Here is a 21,439-nt window from a genome sequence, read left to right on the forward strand (position 1 = left end):
TATCTTACTTACCAGCTCTATACACACTCTTGTGTATTTCTAAGCTTTGTTTATCGTATTACATGTCAGTATTTTTTGTCAATGATAAATCCGGCCTTAACACAACGGCTTTTTCTAAATAGACATGCTTGATTTCATCCTGAGGCATATCCGTCTGAACCGTCATCAGGACACGGATACACTTTTGCAGAGCGCCGGTGACATCCATTTCCTGCATGCACGTCACCGGGACGTACTGCCACCCGGAAAGGCGGCGGACCGCTTTTGCCGGAAATACGGAATGGATATCAGGCGTGGCGGATAACAGGATCTGCACAACGTCTTCCGGCTTGCATCCATTTTGTTCAATGATTTTTTCAAGCAGCTGCTGTGTTTTTTCTAAAATTTCTTGTTCGGTGTCTTGTTCCACCGTTGTTGCTCCGCGAATGCCGCGTATCATCATGCTGTTTCCTCCATTCGCCATTTGTTCAGCAAATTTTCGAGCTCATCTTTTGAAAGCATGCAGTCCCGCGCTTCGCCTAATTCTTTTAACACGATGAACTGTGTCATGCCTCCGCGCGTTTTTTTATCATTCATCATCCGGGCGGAAAGAACCGGCGTTTCAATATCTTGTCTGATGCTTCCCGGGTAGCCGAGCCCAATCAGCCATTGTGTGAGTTCTTTCCTGTTCATCTTGCAACCCGCAACCTGTTCACTCACGTAAAGGGCAAACTGCATGCCGAGGGCGACCGCATCTCCATGAGTAATCCGGCCGTAGCCGTATTCCGCCTCAATTGCATGGCCGAGCGTATGGCCGAAATTCAGAAAAGCTCTTATCCCCTCTTCCTTTTCGTCCTCACGCACGACGGCCGATTTGATTGAAATTCCTTTATAAATCATTTCATTCAGCTCAGCGCTTGTCAGTCCTTGCAACGTGTCAAACGTGAGAAGCTTTTCTAAAAAAGCATGATCGGCGATAAACGCGTGTTTGATCACTTCAGCCATGCCCGATCTCAGCTCTTGTTCTGGCAGGGTTTTCAGAAGCTCCGTATCGTAAATCACCGCTTTCGGCTGATAAAACGCGCCGATTAAGTTCTTTCCGAGTTTATGGTTGACGGCCACCTTGCCGCCGACCGCACTGTCATGGGCAAGCAGTGTCGTCGGCATTTGAATGAAATCAATTCCGCGCATAAATGTTGCTGCGCAAAAGCCGGTCAAATCACCCGTCACGCCGCCTCCGAAGGCGATCATACATGAGGAGCGGTCCATATGGAAAGCGATCGCTTCCGTTTGAATCCGTTCATACTCTTTTAGAGACTTCGCTTCTTCTCCGCTTGGAACGATTACTTTTTTCACGGGCCATGTTTCGCTTAAAAGCCGGAACATCTCATCGCCGTAAAGCCGGTCAACTTCAGCATCGATGACGAGAAGGATCTTTGTCAGCGGCCTGTTCAGTGAAGACAAAAGAGCAGCGGCCTGTTTCCTTATGCCTTCACCGATATACACGGGATATGCGGAGGAAGCTGTCCGAACCTCAAGCTCTTTCATCAGAATTCCCTCGATAGTTTTTTCATGTTTTCAACATTTTCTTTAATGCGGTCGATCTGGTCAAGCCCGAATTGTTCTACGACGGCATTTGCGATTTCCCAGGCCACTGCTGCTTCAGCCACTACGCTTGCTGCCGGAACCGCGCAGCTGTCTGAACGTTCAATGCTCGCTGTAAACGGTTCTTTCGTTTCAATGTCGACGCTTTTCAGCGGCTTATACAAAGTAGGGATCGGTTTCATAACGCCGCGGACGACAATCGGCATTCCCGTCGTCATACCGCCTTCTAATCCTCCGAGCCTGTTTGTGGCGCGTGTATAGCCTTTCTCTTCATCCCATACGATTTCATCATGAACTTCACTGCCGTTTTTGCCGGCCGCTTCAAAACCGATGCCGAACTCTACGCCTTTAAACGCGTTAATCGACAGAACGGCAGCAGCGAGCTTGCTGTCCAGCTTACGGTCATAGTGGACATAGCTTCCGACACCGACCGGCATACCTTCGACGATCACTTCAACGATTCCGCCGATCGAGTCACCGTTTGCCTTCGCTTCATCAATGGCTGCCATCATTTGACGGCCTGCTTCTTCATCGTAGCATCTGACCGGTGATTCTTCCGTTACCCGTTTGAGATCCTCAATGGATGTGTAATCGGTTTTCTCTGCTTTTACGCTGCCGATTTGCAGGACATGTCCGGCGACTTTAATGCCAAGCTCCACTAAAATCTTTTTAGCGACGGCTCCGGCAGCCACGCGAACCGTTGTCTCACGCGCGGAAGATCGTTCTAACACATTTCTCATATCGCGGTGATTATACTTAATAGCCCCGTTCAAATCTGCGTGTCCCGGTCTCGGTCTTGAAATCTGGCGTTTCATTTCACTTTCTTCTTCTTCTGTAATCGGTGCGGCGCCCATGATTTTTGTCCAGTGAGTCCAATCTTTATTTTCTACAACGAGCGCGATGGGTGAACCGAGTGTCCGGGCATGCCGCACGCCGCTTGTGATCTTCGCTCTGTCCGTTTCAATCTGCATACGGCGTCCGCGGCCGTGCCCTTTTTGACGTCTGGCAAGCTCAAAATTAATATCTTCTTCAGTTATATAAAGCCCCGCAGGCACACCTTCTATAATTGTCGTCAGCTGCGGACCGTGTGATTCTCCGGCTGTTAAGTATCTCATTTCTTTCTTCTCCCTTCATCGCATTAACGCTTTTAAGTAAAACTATACCACAAGTTTTCATTAAATGTCTTCTATCTTTTTTGATAAAAAAATGTATCAGTGCTCTCAAGGCCGAATTTTTCCGGGCTGAAAATCTGCTCTGTGCTTCCGACAAACAGAATTCCGTTCTTTTTCAGACTGCCCGCCATTTTCACATACAGTTCTTCTTTTGCTTTTTCAGTAAAATAAATAAAGACGTTGCGGCAGACGATCAGATCAAAATCCTGTTCATAGCTGTCGGCGAGCAGGTTGTGCCGCTTAAACCGGATGTTTTTTTGAATCTCTTGTTTTACTTGATAACTGTTGTCAGCCTGCTTAGTGAAATAACGGCTTTTCACGGAAGCCGGCACCTCTTGCAGCGAGCGTTCCTGATAGATGCCCCGCTTGGCTTTGCCAAGCGCCTTTTCATCAATATCTGTCGCCAATATATCAAATCCGGCCAAACCCGCCTGCTGACTGAGAATCATGGCCAAGGTATAGGGTTCCTCCCCCGTTGAACAGGCCGCACTCCATATTTTTAACGGTTTGTTATGCTTTATTAACGGAAGAATTGAGGTTTCAAGAACTTCCCACCGTTTATAATTTCGGTAAAATTCAGAAACATTGATCGTCATTCTGTCCAATGTTTCATTTAATAAAAGCTTGTCTTTCTCCAAAGCGGCGGCAAATTCCTGAAAATCTTTGAATCCCTTTTTTTCATAAAGGGACGTCAGCCGCCTTTTCATTTGTGCTTCTTTGTATAAAGATAAATCAACACCGGTTATTTGTTTCCACTTGGTGATAAAAATGTCGTAAGGCTCCATTGCTTCTCTCCCAATCTCGCTGTCTTTTGTCCTAGTATAGCCTGTTTTCTTTCTAATTTGTACGATTTCAATAAAAAAATCAGCCCGCAGGCTGATTTGTGAGAAATGAAAAGACAGGGCAGCGCAGCCTCTGTCTTTCTTAAAATATGTAAACCTTTTCATAACAAGAGAAAAAGAAAGGCTGACGGCTTAGTACACCCAGTCGGCCATTAATTTTTGATACGGTACAAGCTCTTCCTGTTTGAAGAAAATGTCAATTTCCCGCTCAGCGCTTTCTAAGGAGTCTGAACCGTGAATGATATTTTTGCCGACAAACATGCCGTAGTCACCGCGGATCGTGCCCGGCAGTGCATCTTTCGGGTTCGTTTTTCCGATCAGCTGTCTTGTGATCTCTACTACATTTTCCCCTTCCCATACCATTGCAAATACGGGTCCTGATGTAATGAATTCCACAAGCTCGCCGAAAAACGGCTTCCCTTTATGTTCAGCATAATGGTTTTCAGCCATCTGTTCTGAAACTTGCATTAGCTTGGCTCCTGCCAATTGTAAGCCCTTACGCTCAAATCTGGATAAAATCTCTCCGATCAGCTGGCGCTGTACGCCGTCCGGTTTTACCATGATAAAAGTTTTTTCCATAAGATTCTCCACCCCATCATTATGTATAGGCTTTCAAGTTGCACACCGAAATCGTAACATCTTTCTGACAATTAATCAATCCAGGGCGGAGAATGTTCACATCTTGTTCGTAAAAGGAATTTAAAATTTCCGTTTGCCGATATATTTGGCGATGGCGGCCAATGATGAGCGCGCCCGTCCTCTCGGCAGTGTATTCAGTTTCTCAAACGCTTTTTTTAAGTACCTGTCACTGACAGCCATTGATTTTTCAATCGCGTCTGTGCGTTTAATATTTTCAATAATGGGGGCGAGCTGCTCCTGTGTTGTTTCACTGTTAATTAATTTCAGCTGATTTTTCAATTCAGGCTGACGGAGCGCGTACAAAACGGGCAGAGTGACATTTCCTTGCAGCAGATCCCCTCCGACCGGTTTTCCCAGTTCCTCTTCCGTTGAAGTGAAATCAAGAATGTCGTCAATAATCTGATAGGACATGCCCACGTAATAGCCGAACCAATATAATGCTTTGTGAATCTTCTCATCAGCTCCCGAAGCGATGGCGCCGAGCTGACAGCTGACGGCAATGAGAAGAGCCGTTTTCCGTTTGATGCGGCGCAAATAGGTTCTGAGGTTTTGTTCCATATTGTATTTATCTCTGATCTGTTCAATTTCTCCGAGGCATACTTCTACGATGGTTTTGGACAGGATCCGGTGGGCTTTCGGCTCATCCAATCTCGTCATCATCTCAAGTGAGCCCGCAAGCATATAATCACCGGTATACATGGCGATACGGTTGTCCCACTTGGCTTTGATGGTCGGCTTTCCCCTCCGCAGCTCGGCGTCATCAATGACGTCGTCATGCACGAGGGACGCCATATGAATCATTTCCAGCGTCACCGCAACATATTTTATTTTATTAATGTCATAGTCGCCGAACATGCCGGAAAGCAATACGAAAACAGGGCGGATCCGCTTGCCTCCCGCCTGGAGCAGATGGAGCCCGGCTTCACTCAGCAAGGGATAGTCTGACCGCACCGTTTGCTCAAGCTCCCTTTCGATCACATCAATATCGTCATTTAAAAAAGAATAGGCCATTTTAAATTTCATATCATTCACCCAAACATCTGTATATTCATCATTTCCAACCGATATGCGTAGCGGCCACTCCGCCGGTAAACGAATGGTATTTGACATTCGTCAGGCCCGCTTCTTCAAACAGACGCGCAAGTTCTTTCATACCGGGAAATTCTCTTGCCGATTCTTGAAGCCAAGAATATTCTTTATAGCTCTTCGCAAACATTTTTCCGAAGAAAGGCATGATGTATTTAAAATAAAGAAAATATGCCTGTCTGAATCCGAACATTTCCGGCTGGGATGTTTCCAGACATACGACCTGCCCGCCCGGTTTGACGACCCGCCGCATTTCTTTCAGCACGGTCAGATAGTCGGGAACGTTCCGCAGCCCGAAGCCGATGGTGACAAAATCAAAAGAATCATCAGCGAAAGGAAGCTCCATCGCATTTCCGTGCAAAAGTTCAATTTGGCTGTAACCGCCCTCTTTCACTTTTTTCTCGCCGATGCTCAGCATATTTTTGCTGAAATCCAGTCCTTTGATTTCACCGCTTTTTCCGGCTGCTTCTGCGAGGGCAATCGTCCAGTCAGCCGTTCCGCAGCAGACATCAAGCGCTTTTGCGCCTTCTTTTACATTCATGATCTGCATCGTTTTATCGCGCCATTTTTTATGCTGCTGAAAACTGATAACAGAGTTCATTTGGTCATAATTTTTATAGATTTTTTCAAACACGCCGTGTACGCGCTGTTCTTTTGACTCCTGCATGTTGATTACCCTTCTTCCACTTTCTGATGATATGTTTTGTCCTGGCTGATCGCCTTAAGCCGGTTCAGCATTAGGTTTTGGATTGGTGAATTGAGCGGCAGCAGCGTTTCAATGCTTTGCTTTGCCTTTCGGAAGCTATCTTCCATTATGTCAGCCTTTGATTTCCCTGACTTTACAATATTGCCGATGACATCGAGAAATATAGCATTGCCGTTCATCAGCCGCTTATATACAAAAAAATCACTCGCCAGCTCTTTCCAGCGCGGAAGATTAAAGTGGTCTGACACTCTGTGAAACAGGGCCGCTTCCACAATCGCCATGCTTTCGATCAATTGATTCAAGTCATTGACAGACCGATCGTACAGACGGATTTTATGCTCATTGATTTCTTTAATTGCCGTAGCGAGCGTCCGAATCATATAGATATCCTTCATTTCAGATAAAAGCGAATAATACAGTCCGCTGAAATAGTCGCCGGCAAGCACGGTGAGCTGCCGGTTTTTATTTTCGTCTCGCTTTAACGCTCTGGCTGTTGTCACTTCATCGTGGGTATCAAGGGCGCTTTGGACAAGCATCGCAGTTACTATGTAATTTTCTCTGTCGTTGTTCTTAATGTCCGCCTCTTCAAACAAAGCGTGAAAAAGAAGAAGCTTATCCTCATCGATTTTAGGCGCGGAAATATGTTTCGCTAAATAAGGATGAGACAGCTTTTGTTTTAATTTCGTATTTAGATTCGCTAAAGTTCCGTAGATGTCTTGCAAAAATATCACCCTTGTCCCCAAATTCACATTTATTCTAATATGTATGAGATTTACTCGTCATTATTATACGCAGGTATCATTATAGCATAAAAAAAAGAAATTGGCTGTATTCTCCCGCCGTTTGCGGGCATTTGGCAAAAGCGGGAAACAGCCGGCTTATTTTTTTTCGCTGTTCATTTCTCCGTAAGCGGTCTGGATGAGGGCGTTGCCTCTCACTTTGATGGCAGAGGTATGCTCAGTAAACTGAGCGATAATCACTTCGCCTTTGTCCAGTTTTTCGGAATGGTGAAATTTCGTATCCGTTCCTCTCGTTAAACCGATGACGTTCACGCCGTCCTCGACCGCTTTAATGACGACAAAATCACTTGAATGCTTTGAATTCATATCTGCACCCTCTATCATTATTAATCCGCACGTTTAATATGTTCTAACACTTCGGAACGCGCCGCTGCGTCATCTTTAAAAATACCTCTTACAGCGGAAGTCACTGTTTTTGCGCCCGGCTTTCTTACGCCCCTCATCGTCATGCACATATGCTCAGCTTCGACGACAACCATGACGCCGTGGGGATCTAAGGTCTCTACGATGCTTTCTGCAATCGTTGAAGTAATGCGCTCCTGCAGCTGCGGGCGTTTTGAGACGGCTTCCACCGCCCGCGCCAATTTACTCAGGCCCGTCACTTTGCCGCCGCGCGGAATGTAGGCAATATGCGCTTTTCCGTAAAAAGGAACAAGGTGATGTTCACACATGGAATGAAACGCGATATCTTTTACAAGAACAAGCTCCTCATGGTCTTCTCCGAAAACGGTTTTAAAGTGTTCTTTCGGGTCTTCATTTAATCCCGAGAATACTTCCGCGTACATTTTTGCCACGCGTTTCGGCGTATCTAAAAGCCCTTCCCGGTCCGGATCTTCTCCAATCGCCTCTAAAATCTGGCGAACCGCCTGTTCAATCTGTTCTTTATTAACTTCTTTCATTGTCTGTGTCCTCCACCATTGAATACATTTAATTTCGATTCTAGCACATTTGCCGCGCCAAAAGCAAAACGAAAGTCCTGCCCGGTGACCGGGGCTGCTTAAATATGAAAAGCCCCTTTATCAAGGGGCTTTTCTGTGAAGAAACAAAGTGTATGTATCAGATGCATACACGATCTATATTCACAATTATTTTCCTGCAACAGCGTCTTTAAGAGCTTTACCTGGTTTGAAAGCAGGTACTTTGCTTGCAGGGATTTCGATTTCTTCACCTGTTTGCGGGTTACGTCCTTTACGTGCAGAACGCTCGCGCACCTCAAAGTTACCGAAACCGATCAGTTGGATTTTATCACCGTTTTTAAGTGCATCTAAAATCGTATCAAAAACAGAATCAACTGCTTTTGTAGCGTCTTTTTTAGACAATTCGCTTGCTTCAGCAACCGCATTGATTAGTTCTGTCTTGTTCATGCCTTTCACCTCCTCCCAAAAGGGTATCAAATCAGCAGTTTATTATCATTTCTTCACAGTTCAGCCTGATTCTAAACCTGTCTGATAAAAAATCAAAGCAGGGAAGAACAGACAAGTAAACGGCTTTTCATAAGAAAACAGACACTTTGAGGAATGTTTGTCCAACAAAGTGAAGATTTTCTGTATGTAGAGTAACACATATAAAAAGCCATATCAAGCATTTTAAAGCCTCAATCCCTTGCTCGTCAAGGTTTTCACGTGTTTTACCGAACAAATATTCCTTTTTTTGCTTTTTTCCTCCTAATCCTTGATTGATTTCCAGTATCTAAAAAGAATAAAAAAAGACCCCCCGTTTCAGGAAGAGGTCCTTCAGCTTACAAAATAATGGCGATCAGGCCGCCTGAGCCTTCGTTAATAATTCTCTCAAGCGTTTCTTTCAGTTTGTATCTCGCATTTTCCGGCATGAGTGACAGTTTTGCGGAGATTCCTTCTCTTACGATAGAGCTCAATGATCTGCCGAAAATATCGGAATTCCAGATAGAAAGCGGATCATCTTCAAAGTCCTGCATTAAGTAGCGGACAAGCTCTTCACTTTGTTTTTCTGTCCCGATGATCGGTGCGAATTCACTTTCCACATCCACTTTGATCATATGAATGGACGGAGCGACCGCTTTCAGCCTTACTCCGAACCTTGATCCCTGCCTGATGATTTCCGGTTCATCCAGGCTCATATCGGTTAAGGCCGGGGCGGCAATGCCGTAGCCGGTCTGTTTCACCATTTTCAGCGCATCTGATACCTGATCATATTCTTTTTTCGCGTGGGCGAAGTCCTGCATTAATTCAAGCAGGTGGTCTTTCCCGCGGATTTCAACGCCGACCACTTCTTTTAAAATCTGGTCATATAAATGATCCGGCGCATACAAATCAATTTCTGCCACACCCTGGCCAAGTTCGATTCCGGCCAATCCGGCGCTTTCAATAAATTCAAATTCACTGAAGTGGCCGACAACCCGGTCGACATCGCGCAGGCGTTTAATATCTTTTACGGTTTCTTTCACTGATTCCTGGTAGCTCTCTCTGAGCCAATGATTTTCTTTCAGCACCATGACCCAGCTCGGAAGGTTGACATTGACTTCCAGCACAGGGAACTCGTAAAGCGCTTCTCTGAGGACGCTTAACACATCTGTTTCCCGCATGCTTTCAACACTCATGGCGAGGACAGGAATATCATATTTCGCGCTTAATTCAGCTCTGAGCGCTTCTGTTTCCGGGTGGTATGGTTTTACCGAGTTGATGACCATAATAAACGGCTTGCCGACTTCCTTCAGCTCGTCGATGACTCTTTCTTCCGCTTCCACGTAATCGCCCCGCGCAATATCGCCGATTGAGCCGTCTGTCGTAATGACGACCCCGATTGTGGAGTGTTCCTGGATGACTTTTCTCGTACCGATTTCCGCAGCCTCATGAAAGGGAATCGGTTCTTCGTACCAAGGTGTATTGATCATTCTCGGGCCGTTTTCATCCTCATATCCCTTCGCCCCGGGAACCGTATATCCTACACAATCCACAAGACGGATGTTGACATCAAGCCCTTCCGCGACATGAACGGACATGGCTTGATTCGGGACAAATTTTGGTTCTGTGGTCATTATCGTTTTTCCTGCTGCGCTTTGCGGAAGCTCATCCTGCGCCCGCGCTCGGTCGGCCTCATTGCTGATATTCGGGAGCACCACAAGCTCCATAAATTTTTTAATGAATGTAGATTTCCCTGTACGGACAGCGCCAACGACTCCTAAGTATATATCGCCTCCTGTTCGTTCAGCGATATCCTTGAAAATATCGACCTTTTCCAAGTGATCCCCTCCCGGACTTCCTATCCTTATCATTTTTCATTCACCATTCTCCAATCAAATACAGGACACTATATGTGTATGACGTTGTCCTATTTCAATATGACATCTTTAGAAAATTTTCAGGCAGTCTTTTCTATCAAAATCAAAAAAACCTTTCTCCCTATTTGTATGCGCGGGAAAAAGGTTCATTCCTGTTTCGTTTGACTTTCTAAAAAAACGGGTTCCTGTTTTTCATTTACGGTGTATGTGACTGAAAAGGCCGGGACGAAAGGAGTCTCTTTCCATAAAATATCCTGAATTTCCGCCCCCGGTTTGATTTTCTTTTTGGTTTCCTTCAGGCAGCGGGCGAGATCGACGCGATAGTCGGCATAGATTTCTCCGTCAGCGCCGATTAAAAGCGGCAGAGACGTGCCTGAAACCGGACTTTTGACCGAAGGAGAGTCTTTCATGCCGAGCTTTTTTTCATTTAAAGTGAACAGCCCTTTTGAAACGGCGTCCTCATAGGGAGGATATGTATGCTTTTCCTGATACATTTTGACACGCAGCTTCATGTCGCGGATTGCTTCCGCCATTTGGAGATCGACCAGCTTGACGGTCGGCTTATTTTCCACATCGACAAGCACGTATTGGTACATTCCTCCGCTTTCATAAGCTGAGGCCGGCGGCTCCTCTATGTATCTGGGCGCGAGCCGCTTAAAATCTATCGGATATTTTTGATAGAGCGGTGTTTTCATATCTTTTGTCTGAATCGGCAGAAGTCCGCCGTTCGCCTTTTTAAATTCATCCACTGCCGCTTGCACCTGCTGAAGCTGATGTTTGTAGGATACTTTATTTTCAGTTTTTTTCGCTTCAGGGTACAGACAGCCGGACAGCAGAAGCACCGCCATTGCCGTTATGACGGCCATTTTTAACTTATGCATTCCGCGCCCCCTTTTTGCTTTATTCATTGACAGGCCCGCTGAAAACGACCATTAACACGATCAATCCCGAGATGACCATGCAGGCATAAGCGAGTGAAGAAACCGCTGCTTTTATCAGTTTGTTTTTCACTTTGTACCTGCTGACATAAATAGAGGCGACCGCAACAAACATTAATCCCATAGCACCAAGCGCAAACCACATTTTCATCAATGCCACACTCACGTTCGTGCCCCCCGTCCCATCATTGTAAGCGTTATATTTCATTTTAATATACAAATGTTGAAAAGATCAACAGGTTTTCCATCTATTGAAAAAACAAAAAAACTGAAGCAAAGAGGGGGACTTTGCTTCAGTCAAGTTGACTATATTCACCTGTACGTCTGAGATACACTCTCTTGGACTTCGATGCTATAGTATGCTTAGATGCGTACGTCTGCATCCTCTTCTGCCTAAATCAGCAAATGTTTTAAGCGATTTCAGCCGGAGAGTTCTGCGTTTTGGACTTTCGTCACTTCAGAATATGCTGACGGCATGTTATTGTCACTTCACCCGGTTTTCGAATGTGTTGACCAAGTCTTCCATCTCATGGGTTTTCACTCTGGCCATTAAGGATTCTACGGCCGTTTCTACCTTCTGCCCGTTAAATAATACTTGGTGAAGCGCTTCTGTGATCGGCATTTTCACCTGATATTTTTGAGACAGCTGATACGCAGCTTTCGTCGTCCGCACGCCTTCAACAACCATGCCCATCTTATCCAGGACAGCTTCCAGCTTGTATCCTTTGCCGAGCAGGTTGCCGGCGCGCCAGTTTCGGGAATGAACGCTTGTACACGTCACGATTAAATCGCCTACGCCGGTCAGGCCGGAAAAGGTGAGCGGATTTCCGCCCATCTTTGTGCCGAGTCTGGCGATTTCAGCAAGACCTCGGGTGATTAAGGCCGCTTTTGCATTATCTCCGTATCCCAATCCATCTGTAATCCCCGCTGCAAGAGCGATGATATTCTTTAACGCTCCCCCTATTTCAACACCGATCATATCCGGATTTGTATAGACGCGGAAATGCTGGTTCATGAATAAATCCTGAACCGCTTCTGCAGCCTTGATATTTTTTGAAGATGATGTAACAGTCGTCGGGTGTCTTAATCCGACTTCCTCAGCGTGGCTCGGCCCTGAAAGCACGACGATGTCTTTTCTGTACTCCTCAGGCAGCTCCTCTTCCATTAATTCTGAAATGCGGAGAAGCGAATCCGGCTCAATTCCCTTGCTGACATGAACAAAAATCGATTGTTTCGGGATGTACGGCAGAGCCTTTTTCAGCACTTCCCGAATGGCTTTTGTCGGAACTGCCACAATGATGAAGTCAGCTCCTTTTAAAGCCTCGCTTAAATCGGCTGTCCCGATGATAGAACTTGATAGCTCCACACCCGGCAGGTAATCTTTGTTTTCATGCAGTTCGTTGATTTGATCGATCAATTCGGCACGGTGTCCCCACATCATAACTTGATGTCCGTTATCAGCCAGCACTAAAGAAAGTGCAGTGCCCCAGCTTCCCGCTCCAAGCATTGCCACTTTTTTCATCTCTGTATCACACCTTTTTATTTTCTTGCTCTTGCAAATATTTTAATTGGCGTACCTTCAAATCCGAAAGCGTCCCGGATTCGGTTTTCTAAAAAGCGTTCATAAGAAAAATGCATCAGTTCCGGATCGTTGACAAAAACAACGAAGCTCGGCGGCTTAACAGCGACTTGAGTCGCATAATAAATTTTCAGACGGGAGCCGTTGTGCGTCGGAGTCGGATTCATGGCGACCGCATCCATGATGACATCATTTAAGACATTTGTCTGCACGCGGAGAGAGTGGTTTTCACTCGCTTTAATAATCGCAGGCATGAGTGTATGAATCCGCTTTGTCGTCAGTGCCGACATAAACAGCACCGGCGCATAATCGAGAAATTGGAAATGCTCCCGAATATTCTGTTCAAATTCTTTCATCGTGCGCTCGTCCTTATCAACGGCATCCCATTTGTTTACGATAATGACGACGGCTTTCCCGGCTTCATGGGCGTATCCGGCGATCCGCTTGTCCTGCTCAAGGATGCCTTCTTCTGCATTCAGCACAACGCCGACGACGTCTGAGCGGTCAATGGCTTTTAACGCCCGCAGCACACTGTATTTTTCTGTTGTTTCATATACTTTACCCTTTTTTCTCATTCCCGCCGTGTCAACGATTACAAATTCCTGCTGATTGTAAGTGAACGCCGTATCCACAGCGTCTCTAGTCGTTCCGGCTACGTTGCTCACGATAACCCGCTCTTCGCCGAGCATCGCATTGACAAGGGATGATTTTCCGACATTCGGGCGGCCGATCAGGCAGAATTGAACGACATCATCACTGTACTTCGTCTCCGGAATGTTTTTAAAATGCTCGGCACAAGCATCGAGCAAATCTCCCAATCCTAAACCGTGTGTACCCGAAATCGGATACGGTTCTCCAAAGCCGAGCGCATAAAAGTCATAGATGTTCGCTCTCATTTCGGTATTATCTAATTTATTAACGGCTAATACGACCGGTTTTTTCGTCCGGTACAGTATTTTTGCCACTTCTTCATCCGCAGACGTCACACCTTCGCGGCCGTTCACCATAAAGATGATCACATCAGCCTCGTCCATGGCGATTTCAGCCTGCTGGCGGATCTGTGTCAGAAACGGTTCGTCTCCGATATCAATTCCGCCCGTATCAATCAGGTTAAAATCATAATTCAGCCATTCCGCCGAACTGTATATCCGGTCCCGCGTCACTCCGGGGGTATCTTCTACTATTGAAATTCTTTCACCCGCAATCCGGTTAAAGATTGTGGATTTTCCCACATTCGGTCTTCCGACAATGGCTACGACAGGTTTACCCATAGTACCCTTCCTTTCAATCCAGCCGCTTACATTTTCACAAAAAATTGTTCAACCGGTTATTAAAAATCATCTTCGCTATGAAAAGAACCCTTCAAACAGAAGGGCTTAACTCATTTATTATATCAGTTTTCACTGAGATCACAATGTATTCTTCAAAATGTTTCGCATTCATGTAACAGTCTCCGTCTGTTTTCAAGACATTTTTGTCGCTCCTTTGCCCTGCTTTTTGCTTTTTTGGCTGATGCGCGCCGCAAGCTGTTCATATGTAGTCAGCCCGACGAGAAGAATCACTCCCGCCGAACAGCCTGAAAGCCATTTATAATCACCGACGGCTGCTGCACCCGCAATGTTGCGGATGACCGCAGCATACAATAACTCCCCCTGGCACATGCCGAGAACAAAAAGACAAAGCCTCTCAGGGAACCGCCCCTCAACAGAAAGCGTAATAACGGTAAGCAGTATAACCGCCGCCCATTCAGGTTTTATGATAAACCAAACAGGGTCATATAATGCAAAAAGAAAAATAAAGCCGTATGCCGCAGACGCCGTCAGATGAATCACAATATGACGGAGCCGTTTATGCATGCCGAGGCTTCCCGCATATACAAATGCCGCAGCAAAAAACATGACATATGCCGCGTTCAGCGTAAAATAAGCCGTTATCTGATGTATGCTTGCCATCATATTAGTCAAAATAAAGACTGATACGTAAAACCGGCTTTTTGTTTTGGCAAAAATAAAAGTCGCAAGTATCCATAAAAACCACATTGACCAGTAATAATAAAACGGTTCCATAATCGCTCCTCCTCTGACCAGTATGGAGCGGGAACGCATTTTTTAAACCAATTATGCCTGAAAGGAGCGGATAAGGATGGGAAAAGACAGACAGGAGAAAAAACTGAAAGCCTCCCGCCGGGTGGAATCTGATCGCGATGATTCGATTCACCATAAAGGAGCGACAAGCCTTGAACAAAACGGTGAATTCCGAAAAAGAAAATCGTAAAAAACAGAAAAAGGCATGCGAGTTCGCATGCCTTTTAACGTCTGCTGAAACGGGATGTGTCAATTCCCCGTTCAGAAAGCCAGTGATGTGTGTCACCTTTTATGACCAAAGGCGCCTTTTGCAATTGGGCAACCGATTGGCATCCGAGGGCGGTCATAATCATTTTCAGCTCTTGTAAAAGCGCCGTCATCTCGTCAAACAGCCCCTCTTCTCCTTTGGAGGTGAGAGCTTTCAGGAAAGTGCCTGCCATTCCCGCGCCAGAAGCGCCGAGGGCAATCGATTTGGCGACATCCAGGGCACTTTGCAGCCCGCCGGATGCGATAATTGATTGATCAGCGGAGAGCGAGTGGATTTCCGCTAAGCTTGCGGCAGTGGAAATTCCCCATGTATTAAAAAATTGAAGCGCCTTCTCTCTGCGCATATTTTCAATCTTAGAGAAATTTGTACCGCCGTATCCGCCGGCATCAACTGCTGCCGCGCCGGCATCAAATAACTGCCGTGCCGATTCCCTGCTCATTCCGAAGCCGACTTCTTTGACAAAAACGGGAACTCCCGCTTCCGCCGCAATCCGCTCAATACGGCCGAGAGCGCCGGTAAAGCTTCTGTCTCCCTCTGGCATGACGATCTCCTGAATCACATTTAAATGAATCTGGAGGGCATCTGCTTGAATCATATCAATTGCCCTTTTCGCCTGCTCGGCATCCGCCTCGCTGCCTAAATTGGCAAATATCAGCCCGTCCGGATTCTCTTTTCTGACGATCTCGTAAGAATACCGTTCGGAGGGATCTTTTAAAGCCGACATTTGCGAACCGACAGCCAGCGGCATGCCGGCTTTGCGCGCGGCTCTTGCCAGCGATCTGTTAATTTCGTATGTAAGCTGTCCGCCGCCGCCTGTCATCGCATTGATAAAAATCGGCGAACTGCTTGTGAGTCCGCCGATTTTCGTTGATATATCCACTTTTTCCAATGCTAGGTTCGGTAGGCTGACATGAACAAACGTAATATCATCAAGCCCCGTTTCCCGGTTTTGACCGGTAGACAGCGCATGATTTATATGTTCTCTTTTTCGTTCTGCTCGTGTCACGTTTTATCACCAATTTATTTTAATTTATTAAGCTTGTCTCCGATTAAATCGCCAAGCTGGAAGCCGGTGCTCGGCTCTTCTTTCGCCTGGTATTGACGGAAGTCCTCCTGATCGGCTTTCGGCGCTTCTTCAAGCTCACGCATGCTTAAGGAAATGCGCTCTTCGCTTTCGTTCACGTCAAGCACTTTCACTTTAACAGTCTGTCCTTCTTCAAGCACTTCATGCGGCGTTCCGATATGTTTATTGGAAATTTGCGAAATGTGCACAAGTCCTTCCACGCCCGGAAGAATTTCAACGAAGGCGCCGAAGCTTACAAGGCGCTGCACTTTTCCTTCAAGCACATCTCCCTGTTTTACCTTTTCGCCGATCTGGCTCCAAGGTCCCGGCAGCGTTTCTTTAATAGATAAAGAAATACGCTCATTATCGCGGTCTACGGACAGTACTTTCACTTTTACGTCCTGACCTTCCTCCACCACGTCAGACGGTTTTTCGACGTGTGAATGAGACAGCTGCGAAATATGAACAAGCCCGTCAATTCCGCCGATGTCGACAAATGCGCCGAAATCAGTCAGACGCTGCACTTTTCCTTCAAGCACGCTTCCAACCTCAAGCGTTTGGAGAAAATCATGCTTTTTGGCTGTCTGTTCTTTTTCCACTACAGCCCGGTGTGACAGAATCACCCGGTTTTTATCACGGTCGAGTTCAACGACGATAAGAGAGAGGGTTTTCCCTTTATAGTCAGTGAAATCCTCGACGAAATGAGCTTCGACAAGTGATGCGGGAATGAAGCCGCGAACGCCGATATCAACGACGAGACCGCCTTTCACCACATCTTTCACTTCAGCTTCAAACACTTCTTTTGTGTCGAATTTTTTTTCAAGGTCTTCCCAAGCGCGGTCAGCATCAACGGCACGTTTAGATAAAATCAAAGCATCGTCTTCCACTTTTGTTACTTTCAGGTCAAGCTCGTCGTCAACTTTTACGACATCCGATGCTTTCTCTACATGAAGACTTGATAATTCACTGATTGGAATGATTCCGGACTGTTTGACATTGACAATTTCGACATCTACATGCTTGTCCTCTACCTTTGTCACAATCCCTTTTACTACATCTCCAACCTCTGGCACTTGAACATCAATTTGATTCATTTCCTCTGTCATTTGAATAACCTCCTTGGTCCAAACCTACACAGCTTAATTAATACGGTTTGAAAGTTGAACATGTGAATGTCCGCTTTTCAGCCGAATATGTATTAAAGAATCATCCAAAAAAGATTTTGAATGATCAATAAAAAGTTTTATTAGTATTAACTTCTAATAAAAGGACTGGTTTGTCAAGCAATAACATCTTGTCTTTTGAAAAAAAATTAAAAAGCGCTCCGCCCGAAGTTAACGTGATTTCTGTTCGACGATCTCCAGAATTTTTCCTGCGACTTCGGCAATGCTGAGTGACGTCGTATCGATTTCAATCGCGTCTTCCGCTTTGCGCAGCGGGGAAACTTCCCTCTCTGAATCGAGTTTGTCGCGTCTGGCAATTTCTTCAATGAGCGTCTCGTAATTCACGTCATAGCCTTTTTTCTTATTCTCTTCATATCGGCGCTTCGCTCTTTCCTCTACGGACGCGAGCAGAAAAATTTTCACTTCGGCATCAGGCAGCACGTGAGTACCGATATCACGGCCGTCCATGACGACACCGCCTTTTTGTCCGAGCTGCTGCTGTCTTTTAACCATTTCTTCTCTGACGCCTTTATGCTTGGCGGCGATGGATACTTGGTTGCTGACTTCGTCTTTTCGGATTTCTTCTGTCACATCTTCTCCGTTTACGAGAACGATTTGTCCTTCCGGAGCGGATACAAGCTCAATTTCCGTACGCTTCAAAAGCTCTGTAAGCGCGGCTTCATCGGTTAAATCGGCATTCTGCTTGAGCGCCGTATATGTAATGGCACGATACATCGCCCCTGTATCAATGTACACATATGATTTTTTCTCAGCCACTATTTTAGCAACGGTGCTTTTTCCGGCAGCGGCCGGCCCGTCGATCGCAATTGATAATTTCTTGTCCATAATCTCTCTCCTTGCTCTTTACTCCTCTATGGATTGTATCATGAACTGCCGGAAAAGGGGCGAAAAAATTGAGCAGATTTACCGCTTTACCGTTTCAATCCATTCTTTTTTCTCCATTTTATCAACTCCCTCATATTTCACGGCTTTCGAAATATAAGGTTCAATAGGCTGATAATGAAGCAAAAACTGCACCGCGCCCAAAATGATAAGCTGAATGCAGACCAATTTGACCAGCAGACGTTCAAACGTTTTCATACACGCGCACCTCCATTAGGATTAGTATGGAAAAGTGCGCTGCTGTTTATTCCGACAGACTGTTTCTTCTCTGCTGCAGCTGCGCGCGCATACAATATTGGAGTAAAAGCTGCTGCGCTGCGGGGCCGATTTCTGTAAATTCAAGCGTCATTTTTTGTTTATCCGCCTTTTCATCATAAAAAATCCGCTGGGTAAGAGCCTCAGCCGTTATATCCGCCTCCTTTTCCTTGCCGGGAAGAGAAAATGAGACATACAGCTTTTCACCTGGTTCCGCGGAAATATGCTCAGGCATCACAACAGCGATTCCGCCGGCGCTGATATTAGAGGAAACAGTTTGGAAAGCGGTTTTTTTCGCTTCCATTTTGACAGATACATCCAATACTGCTTCTGCACGGACGTATCGGCGTCTTTGAATCCGCTTCATTTCCTTCTGAGGGGGGATGTCCAATCCGATCATCGGGATGGGTTCTTTTTTCTTTCCTTTGATTATGCTTTTAAATTGATACGGTACTTGGCCATTCCCCATAAATTCCGCTGTTATTTCCAATCCTTTATGCAAAAAGACCGTCCGTCCCGAATCCAGATCGACGGGATATGAGATATGGAGTTCGCCGTTTTCAACGCTTACTGCTTTGCTCCTCGCTTTTTTGGGCTCATTGTTCTCTATGTATTCAATCCAAATATAATCTCCGACAGCTATCATGGGCCTTCACTCTTTCATTATTTATGCTTTTATTAAAGCATGTAATGAAAAAAAGGAAAAGACTTTTAGTCCTTTCCTCCTTTATTTTTATAGGTCTTTATATATAGGCTCTGCACTTTTTAATTTTTCTATTTTTTCCTCTTTTCCGTCGTCCGCATTAATGAACATTTGATACGTGTCTTTCCCGATCGTCCCGAGCATTTCGTAGCAAAGCACTTCCTGACCGAGTTCATTCGTGATCAGCGCCTGCCGGGTCTCCCGCACTTCAACATTTTTATTCAGCTTCGCTTTCGCTTCATCAGCTGACAAAGCGGGAGCCGGAATCGTTCTCGTGCGGTGCGCCGCCAGGTAATCACGCGCGGAAAAACCGACGACTTCACCATCATCCAGCGCCACTTTCATTCGGATGGCTTCCGGATAAATGCGGACGTTTTTCTCCACGGGAATAAAAGAAAAGACGCCGATGTTATTATATTGCGCGCTTTCATCAATTTCGAGGCCTTTTGTTTCATATCCGTTTTTCTTTAAAAACGCGACGGCCCGGTTAGATGCTTCATTGAGGCTGATCTTTTGTTTCTTCACGCCCCGTTTTTGAATCAAATAGACAGGATGTCCCCCTTTTTGGGTAATATCCATATAGATAAAAGATTTGTGATCCGCGTCATTCATGCGGATACTGTATACATCCCGATTCGTCTTCCGGCCGCTTTTGACCACTTTAATGGAATAATTATGATCAGGCGCAAACCGTTCCGCGATTTTTACCGCTTCTTTTTCCGTAATTTGTTTTCCTTTCAGATGCGTAAACCCTTTTCGTTCTGTATTTGCGCTTGTAAACGTAGGGCTGGTACTGTCTTCAGAAAAAGCGCCTACATTTTTTTCGACTGTTTTAAAGCTGTCGACGATCGTATTATCGCTTTGTTTTTTGTCAGAGGCGAGCGCCATCTCAACATCCATCCACCGTAAATTTTTGCTCATGACGAGATGCTGAACGCTGCGGAGCTGGTTTTGAATGTTCTCGGCCTGTTTGTACAGGCTGTTCAGTGTTGTATATTCTTTCTTATCAAGCGGTTTTTGGTCTAAATCCCGGACGGATGTTTTATAGCTGAAATCTCCTATATTGGATAAAAACTCCTCCGTCTTATTAAAAGGCATGAGAGTCAGGGGCAGCTGGCTCACATTGTTATGTGCTTCAGATGTAATTCTCCATACATCAATGAGCGCCGGAGACAGAGATTTTTTACTGTTCATTGCAAGCGTCGTCCCGATTTTGTCGTGAAGCTGATCAACATGGTACGTCAGTTCATGAAAAGCCCTCTGATAATTATTTTCCGCGTGCAGAAGGACCGCATCTTTTTCCTGATGCTCTTTATATCCCCAGTATCCGGTTGCGGCGATCGCGACACCGAGAACAGCGATAATGATTCCTCTAATCATGTTAACACCTCATTTTGCGTACTTTTACTCACAGAAAATGTGCTTTCCGATTCTTTTAATCTGCGGACGTCCCCAAATCCATTTGCTTGTCGCCGTATCAGGATTGAAATAATAAAGCGCGTTTTCAGAAGGGTCCCATCCGTTGATCGCATCAAGAACCGCTTCTTTTGCTCTTTCATTCGGCTGCATGTATATTTGGCCGTCGGCAACGGCGGTAAACGCGAGCGGTTCGAAAATGACGCCGGCCACCGTATTCGGAAATAACGGGCTTTTAATACGGTTTAAAATAACCGCGGCGATGGCAACCTGTCCTTCAAACGGCTCACCGCGCGCTTCCCCGTACACAGCCTGCGCCAGAAGATTGATGTCGTTGTTTGAGAAACCGCCAGGCATATTGGCCGCTGTCGTATTTTGCTTTTGATTTGACTGACCGCCTGTATTGTTTTGCGGCTTTTGAGCAGGCTTATTCGTTCCCGCCGGCTTCTGCGCTCCGGCTCTCGGTTTTGTTTGGTTTTCCAATGGGACGTTGCCATAATGAGTGAACGTATTCCCTTTTTGGATCTGCTCCATTACATATTCACGGTAATATTTTGATTTTGAAATCAGCACCTGTTTGGTTTTCGCCCCGACGAGGCCGTCAACCGGCTTCATGCCGAATTTCTCCTGAAAATTTCTCACGGCCCAGTATGTGGTCCAGCCGTAAACACCATCGATTTTCCCGTTATAAAATCCGTTATATTGAAGACGGGCCTGCAATTCTATAACATCATCACCCGTCGCGCCTCTTTGAATCACTTGATTTGAAAACGCATGAATCGTTTCATGATGATCGAAGAAAGCGGCGGCGAAAGAAAATAGAATGAGACATGCCATAAAGGCTCCTTTGCACTTCATCTCTTCAAGCCTCCTACTGCAAAATTTAAAGTGTACCCGTATTGTCTGTCACGCGGATATTTTTATACACCGTTTCCTTCTTATCCCTCATCAAGGCATAAAAAAAGAAACCGCACGCGATGCG

The 21,439-nt window shown here is 45.8% G+C and carries 25 protein-coding genes; 1 reads left to right on the forward strand and 24 read right to left on the reverse strand.

All coding sequences use genetic code 11. The features are described 5' to 3' along the window. Window positions 1-58: 58 nt before the first annotated feature. The 17 genes from aroH to OWN49_RS14490 form a co-directional block, all read right to left on the reverse strand. Window positions 59-442: a chorismate mutase gene (aroH, locus tag OWN49_RS14410; protein WP_070082038.1), complete on the reverse strand. Its 384-nt coding sequence runs from the start codon at window positions 440-442 to the stop codon at window positions 59-61. Next, on the reverse strand, window positions 439-1,527 hold the full coding sequence (gene aroB / locus OWN49_RS14415) for a 3-dehydroquinate synthase (protein WP_176283404.1): 1,089 nt from the start codon (window positions 1,525-1,527) through the stop codon (window positions 439-441). Before aroB ends, aroH begins: the two co-directional genes overlap by 4 nt. Beyond that, entirely contained in the window at window positions 1,527-2,699 is a 1,173-nt protein-coding gene (gene aroC, locus OWN49_RS14420) for a chorismate synthase (protein ID WP_176283405.1), read from the reverse strand. Before aroC ends, aroB begins: the two co-directional genes overlap by 1 nt. Before the next feature lie 71 nt (window positions 2,700-2,770). Beyond that, window positions 2,771-3,541, reverse strand: a complete 771-nt coding sequence (locus OWN49_RS14425; RefSeq protein WP_025852698.1) for a protein-glutamate O-methyltransferase — start codon at window positions 3,539-3,541, stop codon at window positions 2,771-2,773. A 189-nt stretch (window positions 3,542-3,730) separates the two neighbouring features. Then, window positions 3,731-4,177: a nucleoside-diphosphate kinase gene (ndk, locus tag OWN49_RS14430; protein ID WP_003153455.1), complete on the reverse strand. Its 447-nt coding sequence runs from the start codon at window positions 4,175-4,177 to the stop codon at window positions 3,731-3,733. Window positions 4,178-4,297: 120 nt separating this feature from the next. Beyond that, complete coding sequence (gene hepT / locus OWN49_RS14435) at window positions 4,298-5,260, reverse strand: heptaprenyl diphosphate synthase component II (protein WP_003153454.1); 963 nt, start codon at window positions 5,258-5,260, stop codon at window positions 4,298-4,300. A gap of 28 nt (window positions 5,261-5,288) precedes the next feature. Next, window positions 5,289-5,990, reverse strand: a complete 702-nt coding sequence (menG, locus tag OWN49_RS14440; protein ID WP_003153453.1) for a demethylmenaquinone methyltransferase — start codon at window positions 5,988-5,990, stop codon at window positions 5,289-5,291. A gap of 5 nt (window positions 5,991-5,995) precedes the next feature. After that, on the reverse strand, window positions 5,996-6,751 hold the full coding sequence (gene hepS, locus OWN49_RS14445) for a heptaprenyl diphosphate synthase component 1 (protein ID WP_007409455.1): 756 nt from the start codon (window positions 6,749-6,751) through the stop codon (window positions 5,996-5,998). Between the two features lie 156 nt (window positions 6,752-6,907). Beyond that, window positions 6,908-7,135 (reverse strand): trp RNA-binding attenuation protein MtrB, encoded by a 228-nt coding sequence (mtrB, locus tag OWN49_RS14450; RefSeq protein ID WP_003153449.1) that lies wholly within the window; start codon window positions 7,133-7,135, stop codon window positions 6,908-6,910. A gap of 20 nt (window positions 7,136-7,155) precedes the next feature. Next, entirely contained in the window at window positions 7,156-7,728 is a 573-nt protein-coding gene (folE, locus tag OWN49_RS14455; RefSeq protein WP_003153448.1) for a GTP cyclohydrolase I FolE, read from the reverse strand. Between the two features lie 186 nt (window positions 7,729-7,914). Further along, window positions 7,915-8,193, reverse strand: coding sequence for a non-specific DNA-binding protein Hbs (gene hbs / locus OWN49_RS14460; protein WP_003153447.1), 279 nt, complete (start codon window positions 8,191-8,193; stop codon window positions 7,915-7,917). 374 nt (window positions 8,194-8,567) lie between these two features. Next, on the reverse strand, window positions 8,568-10,046 hold the full coding sequence (gene spoIVA, locus OWN49_RS14465; protein ID WP_003153438.1) for a stage IV sporulation protein A: 1,479 nt from the start codon (window positions 10,044-10,046) through the stop codon (window positions 8,568-8,570). Window positions 10,047-10,231: 185 nt separating this feature from the next. Further along, complete coding sequence (locus tag OWN49_RS14470) at window positions 10,232-10,966, reverse strand: hypothetical protein (protein ID WP_077722529.1); 735 nt, start codon at window positions 10,964-10,966, stop codon at window positions 10,232-10,234. A gap of 19 nt (window positions 10,967-10,985) precedes the next feature. After that, on the reverse strand, window positions 10,986-11,189 hold the full coding sequence (locus OWN49_RS14475) for a DUF2768 domain-containing protein (protein ID WP_003153435.1): 204 nt from the start codon (window positions 11,187-11,189) through the stop codon (window positions 10,986-10,988). Between the two features lie 318 nt (window positions 11,190-11,507). Continuing rightward, window positions 11,508-12,545, reverse strand: a complete 1,038-nt coding sequence (locus tag OWN49_RS14480) for an NAD(P)H-dependent glycerol-3-phosphate dehydrogenase (protein ID WP_003153434.1) — start codon at window positions 12,543-12,545, stop codon at window positions 11,508-11,510. A 17-nt stretch (window positions 12,546-12,562) separates the two neighbouring features. Continuing rightward, a complete protein-coding gene (gene der, locus OWN49_RS14485; RefSeq protein ID WP_003153433.1) occupies window positions 12,563-13,873 on the reverse strand; it encodes a ribosome biogenesis GTPase Der in 1,311 nt (436 codons plus the stop codon). Between the two features lie 192 nt (window positions 13,874-14,065). Further along, window positions 14,066-14,668 carry a YphA family membrane protein gene (locus OWN49_RS14490; protein ID WP_017418044.1) on the reverse strand — a complete coding sequence of 201 codons (603 nt, stop codon included), beginning with the start codon at window positions 14,666-14,668 and terminating at the stop codon, window positions 14,066-14,068. Between the two features lie 76 nt (window positions 14,669-14,744). Between OWN49_RS14490 and OWN49_RS14495 the strand changes: the two genes are divergently transcribed. Then, a complete protein-coding gene (locus OWN49_RS14495) occupies window positions 14,745-14,876 on the forward strand; it encodes a YpzI family protein (RefSeq protein WP_003153429.1) in 132 nt (43 codons plus the stop codon). A 34-nt stretch (window positions 14,877-14,910) separates the two neighbouring features. On the opposite strand, the gene fni is transcribed toward OWN49_RS14495, so the two are convergent. The 7 genes from fni to sleB form a co-directional block, all read right to left on the reverse strand. Next, a complete protein-coding gene (gene fni / locus OWN49_RS14500; protein WP_015388064.1) occupies window positions 14,911-15,960 on the reverse strand; it encodes a type 2 isopentenyl-diphosphate Delta-isomerase in 1,050 nt (349 codons plus the stop codon). 14 nt (window positions 15,961-15,974) lie between these two features. Beyond that, window positions 15,975-17,123, reverse strand: a complete 1,149-nt coding sequence (rpsA, locus tag OWN49_RS14505; RefSeq protein ID WP_003153426.1) for a 30S ribosomal protein S1 — start codon at window positions 17,121-17,123, stop codon at window positions 15,975-15,977. Window positions 17,124-17,351: 228 nt separating this feature from the next. Next, window positions 17,352-18,026, reverse strand: a complete 675-nt coding sequence (gene cmk, locus OWN49_RS14510; RefSeq protein WP_014305316.1) for a (d)CMP kinase — start codon at window positions 18,024-18,026, stop codon at window positions 17,352-17,354. Between the two features lie 78 nt (window positions 18,027-18,104). Beyond that, window positions 18,105-18,281 (reverse strand): YpfB family protein, encoded by a 177-nt coding sequence (locus OWN49_RS14515; protein ID WP_003153420.1) that lies wholly within the window; start codon window positions 18,279-18,281, stop codon window positions 18,105-18,107. Window positions 18,282-18,327: 46 nt separating this feature from the next. Continuing rightward, window positions 18,328-18,984, reverse strand: coding sequence for a flagellar brake protein (locus OWN49_RS14520; protein ID WP_077722530.1), 657 nt, complete (start codon window positions 18,982-18,984; stop codon window positions 18,328-18,330). An 87-nt stretch (window positions 18,985-19,071) separates the two neighbouring features. Then, window positions 19,072-20,421: a germination protein YpeB gene (gene ypeB / locus OWN49_RS14525; RefSeq protein WP_014305318.1), complete on the reverse strand. Its 1,350-nt coding sequence runs from the start codon at window positions 20,419-20,421 to the stop codon at window positions 19,072-19,074. Between the two features lie 24 nt (window positions 20,422-20,445). Beyond that, window positions 20,446-21,315, reverse strand: coding sequence for a spore cortex-lytic enzyme (gene sleB, locus OWN49_RS14530; protein ID WP_014305319.1), 870 nt, complete (start codon window positions 21,313-21,315; stop codon window positions 20,446-20,448). Window positions 21,316-21,439 lie beyond the last annotated feature (124 nt).

The organism is Bacillus sp. NEAU-242-2 (assembly GCF_027853835.1).
GTDB classification, from domain to species: domain Bacteria; phylum Bacillota; class Bacilli; order Bacillales; family Bacillaceae; genus Bacillus; species Bacillus velezensis.

Excerpts from the sequence above, each read along its gene's own strand:
- aroH (WP_070082038.1), bottom strand. The coding sequence starts at position 442 with ATGATGATACGCGGCATTCGCGGAGCAACAACGGTGGAACAAGACACC.
- aroB (WP_176283404.1), bottom strand. The coding sequence starts at position 1,527 with ATGAAAGAGCTTGAGGTTCGGACAGCTTCCTCCGCATATCCCGTGTAT.
- aroC (WP_176283405.1), bottom strand. The coding sequence starts at position 2,699 with ATGAGATACTTAACAGCCGGAGAATCACACGGTCCGCAGCTGACGACA.
- OWN49_RS14425 (WP_025852698.1), bottom strand. The coding sequence starts at position 3,541 with ATGGAGCCTTACGACATTTTTATCACCAAGTGGAAACAAATAACCGGT.
- ndk (WP_003153455.1), bottom strand. The coding sequence starts at position 4,177 with ATGGAAAAAACTTTTATCATGGTAAAACCGGACGGCGTACAGCGCCAG.
- hepT (WP_003153454.1), bottom strand. The coding sequence starts at position 5,260 with ATGAAATTTAAAATGGCCTATTCTTTTTTAAATGACGATATTGATGTG.
- menG (WP_003153453.1), bottom strand. The coding sequence starts at position 5,990 with ATGCAGGAGTCAAAAGAACAGCGCGTACACGGCGTGTTTGAAAAAATC.
- mtrB (WP_003153449.1), bottom strand. The coding sequence starts at position 7,135 with ATGAATTCAAAGCATTCAAGTGATTTTGTCGTCATTAAAGCGGTCGAG.
- folE (WP_003153448.1), bottom strand. The coding sequence starts at position 7,728 with ATGAAAGAAGTTAATAAAGAACAGATTGAACAGGCGGTTCGCCAGATT.
- hbs (WP_003153447.1), bottom strand. The coding sequence starts at position 8,193 with ATGAACAAGACAGAACTAATCAATGCGGTTGCTGAAGCAAGCGAATTG.
- OWN49_RS14470 (WP_077722529.1), bottom strand. The coding sequence starts at position 10,966 with ATGCATAAGTTAAAAATGGCCGTCATAACGGCAATGGCGGTGCTTCTG.
- OWN49_RS14480 (WP_003153434.1), bottom strand. The coding sequence starts at position 12,545 with ATGAAAAAAGTGGCAATGCTTGGAGCGGGAAGCTGGGGCACTGCACTT.
- der (WP_003153433.1), bottom strand. The coding sequence starts at position 13,873 with ATGGGTAAACCTGTCGTAGCCATTGTCGGAAGACCGAATGTGGGAAAA.
- OWN49_RS14490 (WP_017418044.1), bottom strand. The coding sequence starts at position 14,668 with ATGGAACCGTTTTATTATTACTGGTCAATGTGGTTTTTATGGATACTT.
- OWN49_RS14495 (WP_003153429.1), top strand. The coding sequence starts at position 14,745 with ATGGGAAAAGACAGACAGGAGAAAAAACTGAAAGCCTCCCGCCGGGTG.
- rpsA (WP_003153426.1), bottom strand. The coding sequence starts at position 17,123 with ATGACAGAGGAAATGAATCAAATTGATGTTCAAGTGCCAGAGGTTGGA.
- cmk (WP_014305316.1), bottom strand. The coding sequence starts at position 18,026 with ATGGACAAGAAATTATCAATTGCGATCGACGGGCCGGCCGCTGCCGGA.
- OWN49_RS14515 (WP_003153420.1), bottom strand. The coding sequence starts at position 18,281 with ATGAAAACGTTTGAACGTCTGCTGGTCAAATTGGTCTGCATTCAGCTT.
- OWN49_RS14520 (WP_077722530.1), bottom strand. The coding sequence starts at position 18,984 with ATGATAGCTGTCGGAGATTATATTTGGATTGAATACATAGAGAACAAT.
- ypeB (WP_014305318.1), bottom strand. The coding sequence starts at position 20,421 with ATGATTAGAGGAATCATTATCGCTGTTCTCGGTGTCGCGATCGCCGCA.
- sleB (WP_014305319.1), bottom strand. The coding sequence starts at position 21,315 with ATGAAGTGCAAAGGAGCCTTTATGGCATGTCTCATTCTATTTTCTTTC.